This is a genomic window from Lederbergia graminis (genome assembly GCF_042655485.1).
GTDB classification, from domain to species: Bacteria; Bacillota; Bacilli; order Bacillales; family Bacillaceae_C; genus Lederbergia; species Lederbergia graminis.
In genome coordinates this window covers 117,131-132,735 of the sequence record NZ_JBHSMC010000020.1, presented here as the reverse complement: position 1 = coordinate 132,735, position 15,605 = coordinate 117,131, and the positions used below count along the sequence as shown (strand labels likewise).

15 protein-coding genes and 3 other annotated features are annotated in these 15,605 nt (G+C 34.2%); of the genes, 10 read left to right on the top strand and 5 right to left on the bottom strand.

Annotated features, from left to right (window positions below; genetic code table 11):
• Positions 1 to 229: 229 nt before the first annotated feature.
• From ACFPM4_RS14990 to thrS, 4 genes are all read right to left on the bottom strand, one after another.
• The gene (locus tag ACFPM4_RS14990) at positions 230 to 1,360 is read right to left on the bottom strand and encodes a Ger(x)C family spore germination protein (protein ID WP_382353352.1); all 1,131 of its coding nucleotides are present in this window, start codon (positions 1,358 to 1,360) and stop codon (positions 230 to 232) included.
• 4 nt (positions 1,361 to 1,364) lie between these two features.
• Complete coding sequence (locus tag ACFPM4_RS14985; RefSeq protein WP_382353349.1) at positions 1,365 to 2,459, bottom strand: GerAB/ArcD/ProY family transporter; 1,095 nt, start codon at positions 2,457 to 2,459, stop codon at positions 1,365 to 1,367.
• An 8-nt stretch (positions 2,460 to 2,467) separates the two neighbouring features.
• Entirely contained in the window at positions 2,468 to 3,949 is a 1,482-nt protein-coding gene (locus ACFPM4_RS14980) for a spore germination protein (protein ID WP_382353346.1), read from the bottom strand.
• Between the two features lie 302 nt (positions 3,950 to 4,251).
• Entirely contained in the window at positions 4,252 to 5,463 is a 1,212-nt protein-coding gene (gene thrS, locus ACFPM4_RS14975; protein WP_382353343.1) for a threonine--tRNA ligase, read from the bottom strand.
• A gap of 53 nt (positions 5,464 to 5,516) precedes the next feature.
• Positions 5,517 to 5,750, bottom strand: a binding site (T-box leader).
• A gap of 38 nt (positions 5,751 to 5,788) precedes the next feature.
• Positions 5,789 to 6,021: a binding site (T-box leader), on the bottom strand.
• A gap of 38 nt (positions 6,022 to 6,059) precedes the next feature.
• Positions 6,060 to 6,292: a binding site (T-box leader), on the bottom strand.
• 326 nt (positions 6,293 to 6,618) lie between these two features.
• Between thrS and ACFPM4_RS14970 the strand changes: the two genes are divergently transcribed.
• The 8 genes from ACFPM4_RS14970 to ACFPM4_RS14935 all read left to right on the top strand — a co-directional run bounded on the left by ACFPM4_RS14970 (position 6,619) and on the right by ACFPM4_RS14935 (position 13,085).
• Positions 6,619 to 8,487, top strand: a complete 1,869-nt coding sequence (locus tag ACFPM4_RS14970) for a heavy metal translocating P-type ATPase (RefSeq protein WP_382353340.1) — start codon at positions 6,619 to 6,621, stop codon at positions 8,485 to 8,487.
• A gap of 130 nt (positions 8,488 to 8,617) precedes the next feature.
• A complete protein-coding gene (locus ACFPM4_RS14965; protein ID WP_382353337.1) occupies positions 8,618 to 8,851 on the top strand; it encodes a heavy-metal-associated domain-containing protein in 234 nt (77 codons plus the stop codon).
• A gap of 64 nt (positions 8,852 to 8,915) precedes the next feature.
• On the top strand, positions 8,916 to 9,623 hold the full coding sequence (locus tag ACFPM4_RS14960; protein WP_382353334.1) for a Crp/Fnr family transcriptional regulator: 708 nt from the start codon (positions 8,916 to 8,918) through the stop codon (positions 9,621 to 9,623).
• A 428-nt stretch (positions 9,624 to 10,051) separates the two neighbouring features.
• Positions 10,052 to 10,366: a PadR family transcriptional regulator gene (locus tag ACFPM4_RS14955; RefSeq protein ID WP_382353331.1), complete on the top strand. Its 315-nt coding sequence runs from the start codon at positions 10,052 to 10,054 to the stop codon at positions 10,364 to 10,366.
• 14 nt (positions 10,367 to 10,380) lie between these two features.
• Positions 10,381 to 11,019, top strand: coding sequence for a permease prefix domain 1-containing protein (locus ACFPM4_RS14950; protein WP_382353328.1), 639 nt, complete (start codon positions 10,381 to 10,383; stop codon positions 11,017 to 11,019).
• 20 nt (positions 11,020 to 11,039) lie between these two features.
• Positions 11,040 to 11,654, top strand: a complete 615-nt coding sequence (locus tag ACFPM4_RS14945; RefSeq protein WP_382353325.1) for a DedA family protein — start codon at positions 11,040 to 11,042, stop codon at positions 11,652 to 11,654.
• 148 nt (positions 11,655 to 11,802) lie between these two features.
• Positions 11,803 to 12,309 carry an AAA family ATPase gene (locus ACFPM4_RS14940; RefSeq protein WP_382353322.1) on the top strand — a complete coding sequence of 169 codons (507 nt, stop codon included), beginning with the start codon at positions 11,803 to 11,805 and terminating at the stop codon, positions 12,307 to 12,309.
• A 185-nt stretch (positions 12,310 to 12,494) separates the two neighbouring features.
• The gene (locus tag ACFPM4_RS14935) at positions 12,495 to 13,085 is read left to right on the top strand and encodes a GNAT family N-acetyltransferase (protein ID WP_382353319.1); all 591 of its coding nucleotides are present in this window, start codon (positions 12,495 to 12,497) and stop codon (positions 13,083 to 13,085) included.
• A gap of 18 nt (positions 13,086 to 13,103) precedes the next feature.
• Here the strand turns inward: ACFPM4_RS14935 and ACFPM4_RS14930 are convergent, their stop codons facing one another.
• Complete coding sequence (locus ACFPM4_RS14930; RefSeq protein WP_382353316.1) at positions 13,104 to 13,544, bottom strand: hypothetical protein; 441 nt, start codon at positions 13,542 to 13,544, stop codon at positions 13,104 to 13,106.
• A gap of 171 nt (positions 13,545 to 13,715) precedes the next feature.
• Here ACFPM4_RS14930 and ACFPM4_RS14925 point away from each other — a divergent pair, with 171 nt between their 5' ends.
• Both ACFPM4_RS14925 and ACFPM4_RS14920 read left to right on the top strand, forming a co-directional pair.
• Positions 13,716 to 14,222, top strand: a complete 507-nt coding sequence (locus tag ACFPM4_RS14925) for a GNAT family N-acetyltransferase (RefSeq protein ID WP_382353313.1) — start codon at positions 13,716 to 13,718, stop codon at positions 14,220 to 14,222.
• A gap of 123 nt (positions 14,223 to 14,345) precedes the next feature.
• The gene (locus ACFPM4_RS14920) at positions 14,346 to 15,536 is read left to right on the top strand and encodes a hypothetical protein (RefSeq protein ID WP_382353310.1); all 1,191 of its coding nucleotides are present in this window, start codon (positions 14,346 to 14,348) and stop codon (positions 15,534 to 15,536) included.
• Positions 15,537 to 15,605: the final 69 nt, after the last annotated feature.

Below are 15,605 nucleotides of genomic sequence, written 5' to 3'. Positions count from 1 at the left end.
GCAAGCTCTGAATAACATCAATAGGAGTGCTGCATAACTGTGGCGCCCTCCTATTGATGAATTTTCTTATTGATACCTGCTCGATGACTTGTCACTTAAGAATCGTGACTCTTAAAGTTGATAGATATCTATCAATCCTTACTTTGTGAGTTTTTGTTTTGTTATCGCTTGATGCAGAATTTTGGGTCGTGGTTATGTTGCACTTGCCGATTTTGTTCCTAAAAACATGTTAATCAACTGCTCCAGTTCGCATAATTTCCACTTTTATATTTGGCGTTATGTTTAGTGCTGAATATTTTTGTCTTAAATCTTCCTCAGTCAAATGGGAATATTCTCTAACACTTCTTATTTTTCTTCCGATGCCAATGGGATCCGTATTTAAATTTTTTAATTCCTCAAGTATATAACCAAATTCTTTGCTTAGGACTTCACCAATTAGTTGCTCCATACTGTTTAGTGAATCTTTGTTTTTCAAAGAAATAGAGGGTTGAAATTCTAATGTTGAAACGGATATCGTTGCATTTAAATTAACAAATTCTTCGTTCTTTATTTCAATGTTTCCTTTATACTTTATCGGATGAAGTGTGATCTTATAAATATCACTTTTAGGATGGTTGAGTTTTGCCATACCTCTTATCTCTAGTTCAACAGCAGGTATCTCTAAAGTTATATCACCTAAAAAAGCATTATTATTTGTAAATAGTTTTAGGTAAAAGGTGTTTATCAACGAAATAGACCCGACAATTTTATCATCTTTGAATAATGCAACACCACCTATAGAAGGTGCATCACCATTTGCATTTGTAATCATGGGTAGTGTAGGATCGATACCAATTTCATATAGTGTAGTGATAAAGTCATGTAAGTTGGAGTTGACTAACATTTCTTTCTTTTCGTGTTTATCCAATAGTTGATAGATATAGGATCCCATTTCGGGATATTCTTCATAGTTTGTATTGTTAATCGTTTTCTCAGCATTATCAGTAAGGGCCAAAAAGATTAATGAACCGATACTACTATCTCGTTGCAATGTATCCAGAAAAGAAGCAATTCCCACTGTTTCTGCCATATTTTTATTAAACAGTATGGTCCTTAATTGACCATACGTAATGTCATGGCTTGTCTGTTCCTCTAGTTTTTGTCTGATTTGTTTACTAGTCGTTCCGTCAGCTGAAAGGGTTACACTGGTCTTTTCTTCTTTTCGGTCAAATTGTAACAAACTGATAGTGCCTTTGTATGTATCGTCATCAAGCAAGTCATAACCAATAATCGTTGAAATCCCTTGCATTTCTATTATTTTTTCAGGTGCCATGCATGCAGTACAAAGAAGAGAACACAGCAGAATAAGAATTTTTTTCATTTCCTCAACTCCGTCTAGTACGAGTATTGAATTTTGATCTTATAACGGTGATTCCATACAAGAAAATCGGATAGATAAACCAAAGGAAAAATCCAGTTTTGCCAATTTGATCAAATAAATAATTATTATCTACTCTTTTAGTAATAAAAAAACTGCAGATAAAAATGACAATAGAGATGATCAATATCCCATATTTTTGTTCTATATGAAAAATTTGTTTAATACCCTTGGAAGAAATATATAGAGTAATACATAGGTTTGGAAAGATAACTAAAATCCATAAGGGAACCGCAACAAATTCAAAACGTTCAATAAACGGAAAACGGACAGTACTAATCATACTGACAACTGGCCATATATTCTTTTCTAATTCTTTAGCGCTAAAAAATAATATAGAGACTACAGTTACTATTAAAACAAGAATGGTCGTAAACCAGACTGCTATTTGACTAAAAAGTTGAAGTTTATTTTTTTCCTTTATATATGGAAAAATAAAAAGCAATGTTTCGAAACCTATCATTGTAAAACTGCTCTTAAAAATTCCTTTCATAATTTCTGAAGGTGTTGCCGTCATTATAGGTAAAATCCTAGTTAAGTTTATGGATTGAAGTGGTTGGTAAACAACAAATAATAGCCATATAGTCATTAAAAAGGATAAGAAGCATACACCGGTCACTACTCTGAATCCACCTGATACAGCATAAATGGTTAACATTAATAAAGCCAAAATCCCGACCCATTCATAGACTCCTTCATATCCCCATATTAGTGATACCTCGACATAACTAATCGTAATGGAATAATATACGGCAATAAAGTAAATGACAATAAGGAAGTTGAAAATACTACCAATCAAGCGCCCAAAAATATGAACATGAATTTCAAATAGTGTATCACCTTCATTTTTATTTAGAATAGCTATCATTAGCCATGTAATTAAGCTAATAAATAGCCCAGAAAGTAAAATGGATATCCAAGCATCTTGTTTTGATTCTAGAAATATAATTCTTGGAACTCCAAGAATCCCCATACCTATTTGCGAAGTGTGTATGATGAAAAAAACCATAAAAGCGTTAATAATACGTGTATTTGATTTCATTCTGCACCTCAAGATTCATCAAAATCTGTAGAATTTTTTAATCGCTTCTTAAGGCGAATGGAGTCTTTTGGACGATTTACTAACGGTCGTCTCATATAAAGATGGTGGGGGAGACGTATTAAAAAATATTGCAAGTCTTTCATTATTAGCGGATATAGAGGTGCAAGATATGGTTTATTTAAAGAAGTTAATTTTAACAAGTGAACCATGAGAATACATATACCGACTATGATTCCATTTAATCCCCAAACACCCGCTAAAATAATGATTGGAAATCTAGCAATTCTGATAGCAGTGCCCATTTCATAAATAGGAGCGGAAAATGCTCCTAATGCACTAAATGCCACAATAATAATTAAAATATTGCTAGTTAACCCTGCCTCAACCGTTGCTTGGCCAATAACAATTCCTCCTACAATTCCCATTGTTTGTCCAACTTTTGAAGGTAGACGAGCCCCAGCTTCTCTAAGTAACTCAATTAAAATTTCTAGTAAGAGTGCTTCTAATAAGGGTGGAAAAGGAACTTGTGAACGTGATTGTCCAATGATAATTAACAATTTAGATGGTATAAGTTCAAAATGATAAGTCATGGTAGCCACATATATGGCTGTTAAAAAAAGAGATCCTATCATAGCAATAATTCGGATTAAACGAATAAAAGTACTTAAAGACCATCTCAAATAGATATCTTCTGTTGATTCGAAAAATGAGAAAAAATTAGCAGGCCCAATTATACCTACTGGGCTACCATCTATTAAAACTCCAATTCTGCCGTTTAAAATCGAATAGATGAACCGATCGGGAAGCTCTGTTAAAATAAAATGTGGAAATAAAGAGTAATGATTATCTTCTAAGCATTGAGCCAGAACGGAACTGTCAATTATATTTTCCGTTTTTAACTGACTAATCCTATCCTTGAGTAGCTGAAGTGTGTCATCGTTTGCGATATCTTTTATATATACAATTCTTACTTGCTTTTGAACTCGTTCCCCGATTTTCATTTCATCCGTGCACAAATTATTATCTTTTAGATTTTGTCTTATTATCTTAACGTTAGAAGTTAATGATTCTGTAAACGAAATTTTAGGTCCATATACTAACGATTCTGTTTCTGCTTTTTCAATAGAGCGTTCAATGGGATTAGCACAATTCACAATGAATCCCTTTTTCTCGTCTAAGAAATAAATATAAGCAAATCCATCTAAGAGGGAAGAGATTACCTCTTGTTCCCCTATATTTACCTTTATTTCTTCTATAGGTATGTTTTTCATTAAATAGGTGTAACGTAAGAATTTTCTAGGAAGATTTTCTATGTATTTTATGACATATTCATTTAGAATCTCTGGTTTAATTAAATTTTTCATGTATATAATATGAATCCCCTCTTGACCTGCTTCCATCTTTCGACAATTCAAGTCGGGCGATTCATTAAGAATCAATTTAATTTTTTCATAGCGTGGAAAGTTATCATTATTATGACGATCTGTCATTCTTAACATATCCTTCAACCGTTTTTAATAGTGTCTGTAAAAACAATTAATTTATACAAAAAATGGATAGAGGGACAGCTAACCACTACTTTATCATGGACAGTGATAAACTATTATCGTGTCTAGAATTTTACTTATATAGTAATACTTCATCCTTCTTCAAATAACGGGTATATACAGTTTGTCAAGGTGGAATATTTCGAATGTATAAACTATGAACTAACAGAAGTAGGACAGAATAGTGATTAAAGGGATTTTAAAGAAAGCCCAAAAGGAACTTAATCTTTTTTGGGCTTTAACATTTAAATACTTTGGTTAATTTCGTTAATGAGCTTTTCCATTATTCCTTGTATGCTCATCATTCCGAGGTTTCCTTCTTTTCTTTTTCTTAATGATAAAGACTGTTGTTCCATCTCTTTATCCCCAATCACAATCATATAAGGAATCTTTTGTTTTTCAGCTTCTCTTATTTTTAATCCCATTTTCTCCACCCTGTAATCGACTTCCACACGTAATCCTGCTGATTCGAGTTGGGACTTAACATCACTTGCGAAATTTGCGTGTGAATCAGAAATAGGAATAATTTTTGCTTGTATTGGTGCCAGCCAAAGTGGAAAGTCTCCAGCAAAATGCTCAATTAGAATTGCCATAAAACGTTCTACAGAACCAAAAATAGCTCGATGAATCATTACTGGGCGTTGCAGTTTGTTATCATTGTCGATATACACACAATTAAACTTTTCAGGCATTTGAAAATCTAATTGAACAGTCCCGCATTGCCAGCTTCTCCCAAGGGAATCTAATATGTGAAAGTCAATTTTTGGACCGTAAAAAGCTCCATCACCTGGATTAACTTGATAATCAACACCCTTGTTCTGTAATACAGATTCCAACGCTAGTTCTCCTTTATCCCAAATTTCCTCAGAACCCATGAATTCTTCAGGTCTTGTGGAGAGTTCTACCTTATAGTCAAAACCAAAGTGTGAATAGAACTCATCAATGAGTGAAAGAACTTTATCAATTTCGGATTCAATTTGATCAACACGAACAAATAAATGTGCGTCATCTTGAGTAAAGGAACGAACTCTTAAAAGTCCATTTAAGGACCCTGAAAGTTCGTGTCTATGAACTAATCCAAGCTCTGCAAATCGGATGGGTAATTCTCGATAACTCCTTCTTTTGCTGTTAAAAATTAAAATTGCACCTGGGCAGTTCATTGGTTTAATCGCATAATTTTGATCATCTACATTAGAGAAGTACATATTCTCCTGATAGTGATCCCAATGACCGGATTGTTCCCAAAGTTCCTGTTTCATCATGATTGGTGTTTTAATTTCCTGATAGCCTGCCTTTTGGTGTTTTTTTCTCCAAAGAATTTCAAGCTCATTGCGAATTACCATTCCATTTGGCAAGAAGAAAGGCATTCCTGGAGCCTCTTCCATCGAAGTGAAAAGTTCTAATTCTTGACCTAACTTTCGATGATTTCTTTTTTCTGCTTCTAATTGATGAACCATTTTCATTCCTCCTAATTTTTATTGAATATAAAAAAGACCGCACTTATCCCAGCAATAGGGACGAGTACGGTCGTGGTTCCACCCTGATTCCATAAAACAAAAATAAAATGTTTTATGCTCAAGAAAGATAACGGATTATCCGATTATAGATACTCTGACTTAAAGTCATTTCCCCATAATAGCTCCAAGGTGGTAAATCACTCCTTTTTCTTCAGGGCTCGCAGCCAAAGACCCTGTTCTCTGATAAGAAAATGAAGAATGATTCATGTCCTTTTCAACGCCAAACTATTTGATTTTATAAAAAAAAGACCGCACTTATCCCAACAATAGGGACGAGTGCGGTCGTGGTTCCACCCTGATTCCATAAAACAGAACAAGCTGTTTTATGCTCAAAAAAGATAACGGATTATCCGATTATAGATACTCTGACGTTAAGTCATTTCCCCATAATAGCTCTAAGGTGGTAAATCATTCACTTTTCTTCAGGGCTCGCAGCCAAAGACCCTGTTCTCTGTAAAGAAATACATGAATGATTCATGTCCTTTTCAACGCCAAACTATTTGATTTTATAAAAAAAAGACCGCACTTATCCCAACAATAGGGACGAGTGCGGTCGTGGTTCCACCCTGATTCCAAAAAACAGAACATTCTGTTTTATGCTCAAGAAAGATAACGGATTATCCGATTATAGATACTCTGACGTTAAGTCATTTCCCCATAATAGCTCTAAGGTGGTAAATCATTCACTTTTCTTCAAGGCTCCCAGCCAATGGCCCTGTTCTCTGATAAGAAAATGAAGAATGATTCATGTCCTTTTCATAGCTTCATTACATTTACGAATTTAATTGTGTAATATTTTAATACGCAAAATGAAAAAGGTCAAGTAGCAATGTAACCCAATAATTAAAAGGTATTAGTGTTTTTATGACGAAATTATATATAAGCGGAAATTGGAAATAAAAGTGAGGGGAGAAGCAAGGTGAATACTTCTAAGAACGATAAGATGAAAAAAATATAATAAAGTAATAACTAAAAACGCTCTGAATATTTTCGGAGCGTTTTTTTGTTTACGATTCTTTTATTACTTGATACGAATCAATTTTTAATTCACAGAAACCTCCTATACTAAAGTCATCCAGAAGAAAAACAAATGACTTGGAGGGAATCAAAATTCAAAGATATATATTAAGTCAAAAGAATCCCATTACACTGCTTAGTGCCATTTTGATTGCACTTGCATTCTTTGGACGATTTTTCTTAAACAACATGTTCATTTTTAATTGGGCGCTCATCGTTGCATCTATTCTTGGTGTTGCACCCATTGTGATTCAAGCCTATCAGGCATTAAAAGTAAAAGTTGTTAGTATTGATGTTTTAGTTACCATTGCAGTAATTGGGGCTGTTTTGATACAAAATTATGAGGAATCAGCTATCGTGACTTTCTTATTCTTATTTGGTTCTTACTTGGAGCAACGAACCTTGAACAAAACACGTTCTGCCATTAAGGAATTAACAGAGCTGGCACCAGAGAGTGCTTTAAAGCAAATAGAAGATGGAGAATTTGTAGAGGTTGATGTCGACGATGTAGATGAAGGTGACATTTTATTAGTAAAAACGGGTGCAAAAGTCCCTGTAGATGGAACCGTTTTGGCAGGGGAAGGTCACATCAATGAAGCAAGTATTACCGGGGAGTCTGTTCCAGTGAGTAAAAAGATAGATTCGAAAGTATTTGCTGGAACTATTTTAGAAAATGGAACGATTCGCATTCAAGCTGACCGTGTTGGGGAAGATACAACATTCGGTAGGATTATCGAGTTAGTAGAAGAAGCGCAGGATTCAAAATCAGAAGCGGAGCGGTTCATTGATCGATTCTCTAAATATTATACCCCTGCTGTTTTAGTCCTCGGTTTTATTGTTTTGCTATTCTCAAAAGATATGGAACTAGCAATCACGATTCTTGTTTTAGGATGTCCAGGTGCATTAGTTATCGGGGTTCCTGTATCTAATGTTGCCGGTATTGGAAATGGTGCACGTCATGGTATTCTCCTAAAAGGGAGTGAAGTAATCAATGACTTTAGCATCGTTGATACAATCGTTTTTGATAAAACAGGTACATTGACAGTCGGAAACCCGGAAGTTGCTGAAAAAGAATTTTACGGCAACAATAGGGAAGAAATTCTAGGCTACTTAGCAAGTGTGGAGCGTGAATCAGATCACCCGCTAGCAAAAGCTGTCTTACAGGATATTGGGGAGACAACTTTCTCTACTGTTGAAGAAACCGAAGTCGTGAAAGGGGCTGGAATTGTAGCAAAAATAGGTATTCATCGCATAGCCGTTGGAAACATAGCTTTGATGGAAAAAGAAAATGTGACATTAAGCGAAAAAGCTAAAAAGGACGTCAAGCGCTTTGAGAATAATGGTAATTCGCTTGTGCTAACAGCGGTTGACGGAGAATTAAAAGCTCTGATGGGGATTCGAGATCAAATTCGTCCAGGTGTAAAAAAAGTGCTTCAAAATCTAAAAAAACTTGGAGTCCAAAACCTAGTCGTTCTTTCAGGGGATAACCAAGGAACTGTAGATGTAGTTGCTCGAGAACTTGGATTAACAGAAGCACATGGTCATATGCTTCCAGAAGAAAAATCCGCATATATTGAAAAAATGCAAGCAACAGGTCAAATGATTGCCTTTGTCGGTGACGGTGTGAATGATAGTCCTTCCTTAGCAATAGCGGATATCGGAATCGCCATGGGAAGTGGAACAGATGTTGCAATCGAAACATCGGATGTCGTTTTAATGAATTCAGACTTTAGTCGTTTACCACATGCATTAGGCTTAACAAAATCAACAGCAAGAAACATGAAACAAAACATCGCGATAGCAGTCGGTGTCGTATTAGTCTTACTTGCCAGCCTCCTATTTAGTGAATGGATGAATATGTCCATTGGAATGTTAGTGCATGAAGCTAGTATATTGATCGTCATCTTGAATGGCATGAGATTGCTTCGATACCGTTTCAGAGGATAAATTTTAAAGACACGACGAATCATTTTTTCTTAAAACTTGATTTGCGTCAATTTCGTTTCGTTGTACATGAGCTATACTTAAATTGTATAGAAGAATAAGAAAAACTAAAAAATGAAAGGAGAAATAAATTATGCAAAAAGCAGTTATTCAATTAGACAGCCTATCTTGTCCATCTTGTATGCAAAAGATTGAAAATGGTGTGAAAGGAATAAACGGTGTTCATCAAGATAGTTTAAAAGTATTATTCAATGCCAGTAAGGTAAAAGTAGATTTTGATTCAGAAGTAGTTGCTATTAACGATATTGAAAAAGCAATCGAAGACTTAGGATATCCTGTTATCAAATCAAAAGTGAAATCTGTATAATGGAGTAAATAGAATGGAAGCCTAAGGTGCTCTCTTAAGCTTGTTATATAAAGGAGAGGTTGTTTTGGAACAAAACCAATGTTGTCATCACCAGCATGGACATGCAGAATGTATTCGTATCGTTCCCATATTCAATCATCTAGAAGACGCACAAATGGATTTGATTGCTGAATCTGCCAAGACACTTCATCTACAAAAAGGGGAAATGTTATTCCGTGCAGGTGAAGAAGATGATACTTTATATATTATCAATTCTGGTAAGGCACGGATTTACCGCTTATCGGAGTCTGGAAAAGAACAACTAATTCGCATATTAAATCCTGGTGATTTTACAGGTGAAGTGGCCATTTTTCAACCTGGAAGTATACATGAAAGTTATGCAGAAGCTCTCCAACATACATCGATTTGTTTAATAAAACGAGAGGACTTACAGAAGTATTTGTTGGAATATCCGCAGATTGCATTAAAAATACTGTCAGAAGTAACGTTACGCTTGAAGGATTCTGAAAAACAAACGACACAAGTAGCGATTGAAAATGTAGAATCCCGCATTATATCCTTTTTAGCTGAAAATATTGAAATGGGGAGCGGCGATAGTCCAACCGTTACCTTACCAATGTCGAAAAAGGATTTAGCTTCGTATCTAGGAACCACACCAGAAACAATCAGCCGTAAATTTACCACTTTCGAAGAACTGGGATTAATTAAACAGTTACCGAAAAGGGAAATTAAAATAATCGATTTAGATCAATTGTTACTTCATTCTAAATGAATGTCATCATACTGCAGAAGAATGAACTGTTAATTTTAAAATTAGCTCTGTTAAACTCTGTTGTTGATTTGCGCTCCAGTACACTCGCTTTCCGCGGGCACGGCCTCAGCTAACTTGGCAAAGTAAACCGCTTTGCCAAGTGGATCTTCGGCTCGTGCTGTTCCCGCAGGAGTCTCGTGTACATCCGCTACAATCAACTAAGTTGTTAACAACAATGAACTTTAAAAATTACAAACCTCTAGCAATCCAATTAGCATATAAAATGGATTGCTTATTTTTGTTGGAGGTATATTAGAATGATTAAAACCAGCAAATTAGTGCTGGTTTTTTTACATTAGATAAAAAAGTACCTTGTTATTTTAAGTACTTTAACTTATACTAACAAAGTACTTAATAATGTTAAGTAGTTGGTGGGGAGGATATATGTGTTGAACAAAGAGCTACTAAAGGGAAATATCGATCTTCTTATTCTTTCGGTAGTGGAAGAAAAAGAGAGTTACGGCTTTGAAATCTCTAAAACTATAAAGGAAAAAACCGATGGAGAATTCGAAATTCAAGAAGCTACTCTATATTTATCACTGAAAAGATTAGAAAAGCAGGGGGCATTATCATCTTCTTGGGGGACAGAAAGCCATGGAGGTAGGCGTAAATACTATGCCATAACAGATGAAGGTGTTCAATTATTGGCTAGTCTTACAAGTGATTGGAAAAAGGTTACGGAAATCGTTAAAAGGTTTATTTAATAGGAGGACAAATAATGAGTCAATACATATGGAAAATATTTAGCCTCAGAGATATCAAATATAGCTGGGTCTTACTATCCTCTTCCATTCTCTTTGGAATCACAAATTTTATCGATCGATTGTATTCAGATGATCCACTTTGGATACTTATTAGTTATTGGATTTCGTTTTCCATTGCAGTTCTTTGGGGAGCGCTAAATTATATTAGTCATATTCGTTTGAACAGTATGTATAAGAAACAAGATGACATACGGTTGTATGTTAACCAGTTAGCGATGAGTCAGGAAGATAAGTTAGAGTTACAAACTTATTTAGAAGATTATGTGCAAGATTTGATACAGCAAGGGAATAGCGAAGAAGAAGCTATAAGAGATGCAATCAATCAATTCAAGGTAAAAGAATTTTTATCACTATCAAAAAATACAATGTTCTTTAATTTGCATGCCCATTACTATTTATTTGGTTGGATGATGGTATCCATAGTAGCTGCTATTTTGGTCTGGGTACTAGAAGCTACTATTTTACCTTATCCATCCATGATGCTCACAATTGAAAGTATTTTTATAGTTTATGCCATAGGGCTTTTTGGAATGTTTTTCTTGTATAAGATTATTGACGTCACTATATATAAGAAGTTTCATGATATATTTTAATAGTAGAAAGGGAATTTGAAATGGAAAATTGGATTACAGATATAATGGAGCAATTCGGATATATAGGTATTTTTTTATTAATTACAGTAGAGAACCTATTCCCACCGATACCGTCGGAAGTCATTCTTACTTTTGGAGGATTCATGACTACCCATACATCGATGAGTGTATTTGGAGTGGTTGTAGCTTCAACAATTGGATCAGTTGCAGGGGCAATCGTACTTTATGGAATTGGGGTACTTATTGATATCAATCGAATAGAAAAAATTGTTGAAAAGTGGGGACATATTCTTAGACTTACAAAAAAAGATATTCATAAAGCAAATGAATGGTTTTCTAAGTATGGCGTATGGACAGTATTCTTCTGCCGCTTTATTCCATTGATTAGAAGTTTAATATCCTTACCTGCTGGAATGGCACACATGAATTTTGGAGTGTTTCTAGTATTAACAACTTTAGGAACGTTAATTTGGAATGTAGTACTAGTTAGTGTAGGAGCCTCTGTTGGAGAATCATGGGAAACTATCGTTGGTTATATGGATGTATACTCCAATATAGTGTACGTAGTGCTAGCTTTATTATTTTTGATATTTGTAGTTTTCTTTATAAGAAAGAAAATGATACTAAATAAATAAGCCCTTCAAGCGACGTCTTCTGTAAAAGGAAGACGTCTTTTTTATGGAACAAGATAGCAAAGAACAAAGGATATTGTAAGTAATATGTGGAATGTAGTTATAGATATTTGGTATAAAATAACGTATATAGATAGAGGAGATGGCCATTTTGTTAGATGATAAAAAGTTGCCTTTATTTATTTTAACTGGGGCAAGTGGGACAGGTAAAAGTACAGTTGTCCCATACCTTCGCGAGATCTTGCCTGATTTTGATGTGTTTGATATTGATAATATTTATGCTGATATTGGTGATTGGCAAAAGTTGAAAAATGTATGGTTGAAAGTTGCTAGTAATATAGCGAAGAGTAACCGAATGACAGTCCTTTGTGGAACGATGATGCCATGGGATGTTGAAAAATGTGATAGCTATATTGATTTCAGTGCTATTTATTATTTAAACCTTCATTGTGATGATGAAACTCGTGAAGCACGTTTGCGTGAAAGAGGTTGGGCTGAGGAACTCATTGCGGATCATAAGAAATTTGCGAAGTGGTTATTAGAGAATAGTGATATAGCATATAACCCACCAATGCCTACTGTTCATACGACTCAATCCAGCCCTAATGAAGTTGCTCATAAAATAAAAAAGTGGATTGGTAGTATAGAAGTTAAATGAAGAACCGAATAAGTATAATCAATATATTCCAGCGAATTTTATGATTGAAAGTAATGAGAAGTTCTAGTTGATGCAATGCTTCAATTACGAAGGATTGCTTTTTTTAATCAAGTAAGGGATCGTCTGGAAGGTCTTAACTTAACCAATAAATTCATAAATGTTGTATCAAAGGGAGAAGATGTAAATTGATTATTCGTGACTATAAAGATACTGATGAAATAGGCTGGGTTCGATGTAGAACGCTATCGTTTTTAAATACAGCTTACTACGATAATGTTTTAAATAGAAAGGAAAGCTATGAAAACCCTGCAATCGAACTAGTTGCAGAATTAGAAGGACAAATTGTTGGTCTCATGGATGTAGAGTATGAAGTGGAAGAAAAGACTGTTTGTTCAAGAGGAGAAGGTTTAGGGGGAATGATCTGGCATATTGCAGTTCATCCAGATTATTATCGACAAGGAATTGGTGAGCAGCTACTTCAAGAAGCGGAAAAGCGAGCAATCAATTTAGGTTTAAATCGTTTTGAAGCATGGACGAGAGACGACGCTTGGGTACAGAGTTGGTATGAAAAAATGTCGTTTAATAAAGTTGACTCATATTACCATATTTACTTTGAAGGAAATGAAATGAAAAATATAATTCAAAGTAGCCATCCGAAACTCTACTTAGTTAGTTCATTCGCACATTATGTTGGAGAAGACATAGAGCAATTTAAAAATTCCAACCAACGAATTCATGAATGTGTTTGTTATGAAAAATATTTGAATAATATATAGTTTTTAAATCATGTCTTGTTAAGTGGAATCCTTACTGGTTCTGGGAATATCTATATTGTTAATCAACATATCGATTTTAGTTTCAAAGGTAAAAAAATATGAATTATTTTCATCATCAAATAGGAGTAAATAGGGCAATTCATCTTCTGGAATAATTATGATTACTTCATCAATTAGAGCATTCACCCATTTATTTTCTAAGTGAAACGATGGCTCTAAAGGGATCTTCACCATTAAACCTTTGTTAGGAATAGGATTTATTTTTTTTACGATACCGTCAATTGCTTTCATGATTTTTACAGTTTCTAGTTGTACGTTAGGGTTTGGAGGTGTTGTTTTAATTATCTTATTAGTTTCAATATCTAGCACTAAAACAAGATTTTGGTTTTGAGCCTTCACCATACATAAATTAAATTGAAGCAACAAAATACCCAATAAAATTAGCGTTTTACGAACCATTTATATCACCCTAGAGGTTAGCATTTCCTAAGAAGTGAATTTAATACTACTTCCTGTTATGGAATGTAGTGCAATAGTTATAGATCATTCTTGCTGTTTGTATATGAGGAAAACGAAGGTGAGTGATTAATCATCGAATATAAAAATATTAGTCTTTCAAATAATAGGTTATTGTTAAGAGAATTTACAGAAAGTGATTGGATTGATCTACATTTGTACGCATCACAAGAGATAGTCTGTCAATTTCAACCTTGGGGACCTAATACAGAATCAGACTCGAAGGATTTTGTGTATCAAGTGATACAAGATGCAGCAAAAGAACCAAGGACAAGGTTTGCTCTGGCAATTGTCTATAATGAATCGATGATTGGGACAGGGGAGCTTAACATTCGCGATGAAACAAATAAAGTAGGGGAAGTTGCTTATGTGGTTCATCCTGATTTCTGGGGGAAAGGAATAGCAACAGAAGTGGCAACTCTATTAATTGATTTTGGGTTTAAGCAATTAAATCTCCATCGAATATTTGCAACCTGTGATCCAAGGAATATAGGGTCATCAAAAGTTTTGGAGAAAGTAGGAATGACAAAGGAAGGCAGAATTCGTGAAGATTTGTTGATTAGAGATGGCTGGCGGGATTCATTGCTATACAGTGTTTTGGAACATGAATGGGAAATATAAGGGGACTGTGGAGAGGATGTGAAATTATCTCCTGTAATTTTCTTACAAACATACATATATGTGCTATTGTATTAGTAGTCTATTAAAAAGGAAGCGCTTACTTTATATGAAGGAGTGATGAGTTTGAAGAAAAAATGGATACTTATTATGGGTTCATGTGTATTAACAGTTATCCTGATATTCGTTATTAAATATGCGATAACACGTTCTATTGAAGTACAGATTGATAATTTAGAATTAACTATACTAGATGAAAATGATGTGAAAGAAAAAGATTTTTTGAATGATAAGAGTATTGCAGTATTTTTTTCAATGACTATAGATCAAAATATGTTCGGTAAAGGAAGTGGACTTGTCACCTTCGTCGATGATAAGGGTGATGCATCTTTCTTAAAAACTAATAGATTGGAAGTTGGCACTTTGGCGAGTCATAATAAAAATTTATTAGTCTCAGATAGCGAAAAACTATTACTTCTTGGAGAACAAAGTAAAAAGTTTGATTTAGAAAACGACCAACATACTGGGGAACAATCTGGTTATTTACATAAAAACAATATTTTTTATACCATCTTTAATTCTGGATTTACCAGTGATGGAGGATATGGGTCAGATATATATTGGATTAATGATAATGAATTACATAATGACGTTCTACCTTATTTTATAAAATCCTCCGGGCAGGGTGATGACCATATTTATACTATATATGAAGATGATAAATCTGTAAGACTTGATAAAGTTAGTTTGAATAAAGAAATGACATATGAAAATCTTACAAGCTGGGGAGAATATACTTATTTTCGCTACTTCTCCAATATCGTTGCAGATGAAAACTTCATTTACTTCGTTGCTACAAAAAGAAATAAAGCATACCTCGTTCAAATGGATAAACAAACTTTTGAAAGAGAAGATTTTTTTATAGATGAATTTGAGAGTAGTGAGGATCAGTCAGCTAAAACTCCTTTTATGACTAGTGAAAATTTGTATATATACGATGATAATTTGTATTATGTTGATGGATTGGGCCACGTTTATAAGTTTAATACAAGTGAAAAAACAGCAGAGCCTTTCTTTCAGTTTCTTGAATATGAGAAGGCGAGTCCAAATAGTCTACATGAAGAATTGGTTGATATAAGTAATAACTTCATGTATTTTTTTCGATTTAATACCGGAAAAGACGAGTATACATTAGAAAAATATAACCTGGACAATGGCGAACGAGTTTCCCAACAAATTTTACCTGATATTAAAATCTACTTAGAAAACATTCAGAAAGGAGGATTAGGAACCTATGATATTTCTATATTAGAGTGATATAGATGATAATATAAAACGGTTAAAGGGGATATAGTATGTCAAATAAGGTTCCATGGAGAGGATATT

Excerpts from the sequence above, each read along its gene's own strand:
- ACFPM4_RS14985 (WP_382353349.1), bottom strand. The coding sequence starts at position 2,459 with ATGAAATCAAATACACGTATTATTAACGCTTTTATGGTTTTTTTCATC.
- ACFPM4_RS14980 (WP_382353346.1), bottom strand. The coding sequence starts at position 3,949 with ATGACAGATCGTCATAATAATGATAACTTTCCACGCTATGAAAAAATT.
- ACFPM4_RS14950 (WP_382353328.1), top strand. The coding sequence starts at position 10,381 with ATGAGTCAATACATATGGAAAATATTTAGCCTCAGAGATATCAAATAT.
- ACFPM4_RS14990 (WP_382353352.1), bottom strand. The coding sequence starts at position 1,360 with ATGAAAAAAATTCTTATTCTGCTGTGTTCTCTTCTTTGTACTGCATGC.
- ACFPM4_RS14965 (WP_382353337.1), top strand. The coding sequence starts at position 8,618 with ATGCAAAAAGCAGTTATTCAATTAGACAGCCTATCTTGTCCATCTTGT.
- ACFPM4_RS14930 (WP_382353316.1), bottom strand. The coding sequence starts at position 13,544 with ATGGTTCGTAAAACGCTAATTTTATTGGGTATTTTGTTGCTTCAATTT.
- thrS (WP_382353343.1), bottom strand. The coding sequence starts at position 5,463 with ATGGTTCATCAATTAGAAGCAGAAAAAAGAAATCATCGAAAGTTAGGT.
- ACFPM4_RS14945 (WP_382353325.1), top strand. The coding sequence starts at position 11,040 with ATGGAAAATTGGATTACAGATATAATGGAGCAATTCGGATATATAGGT.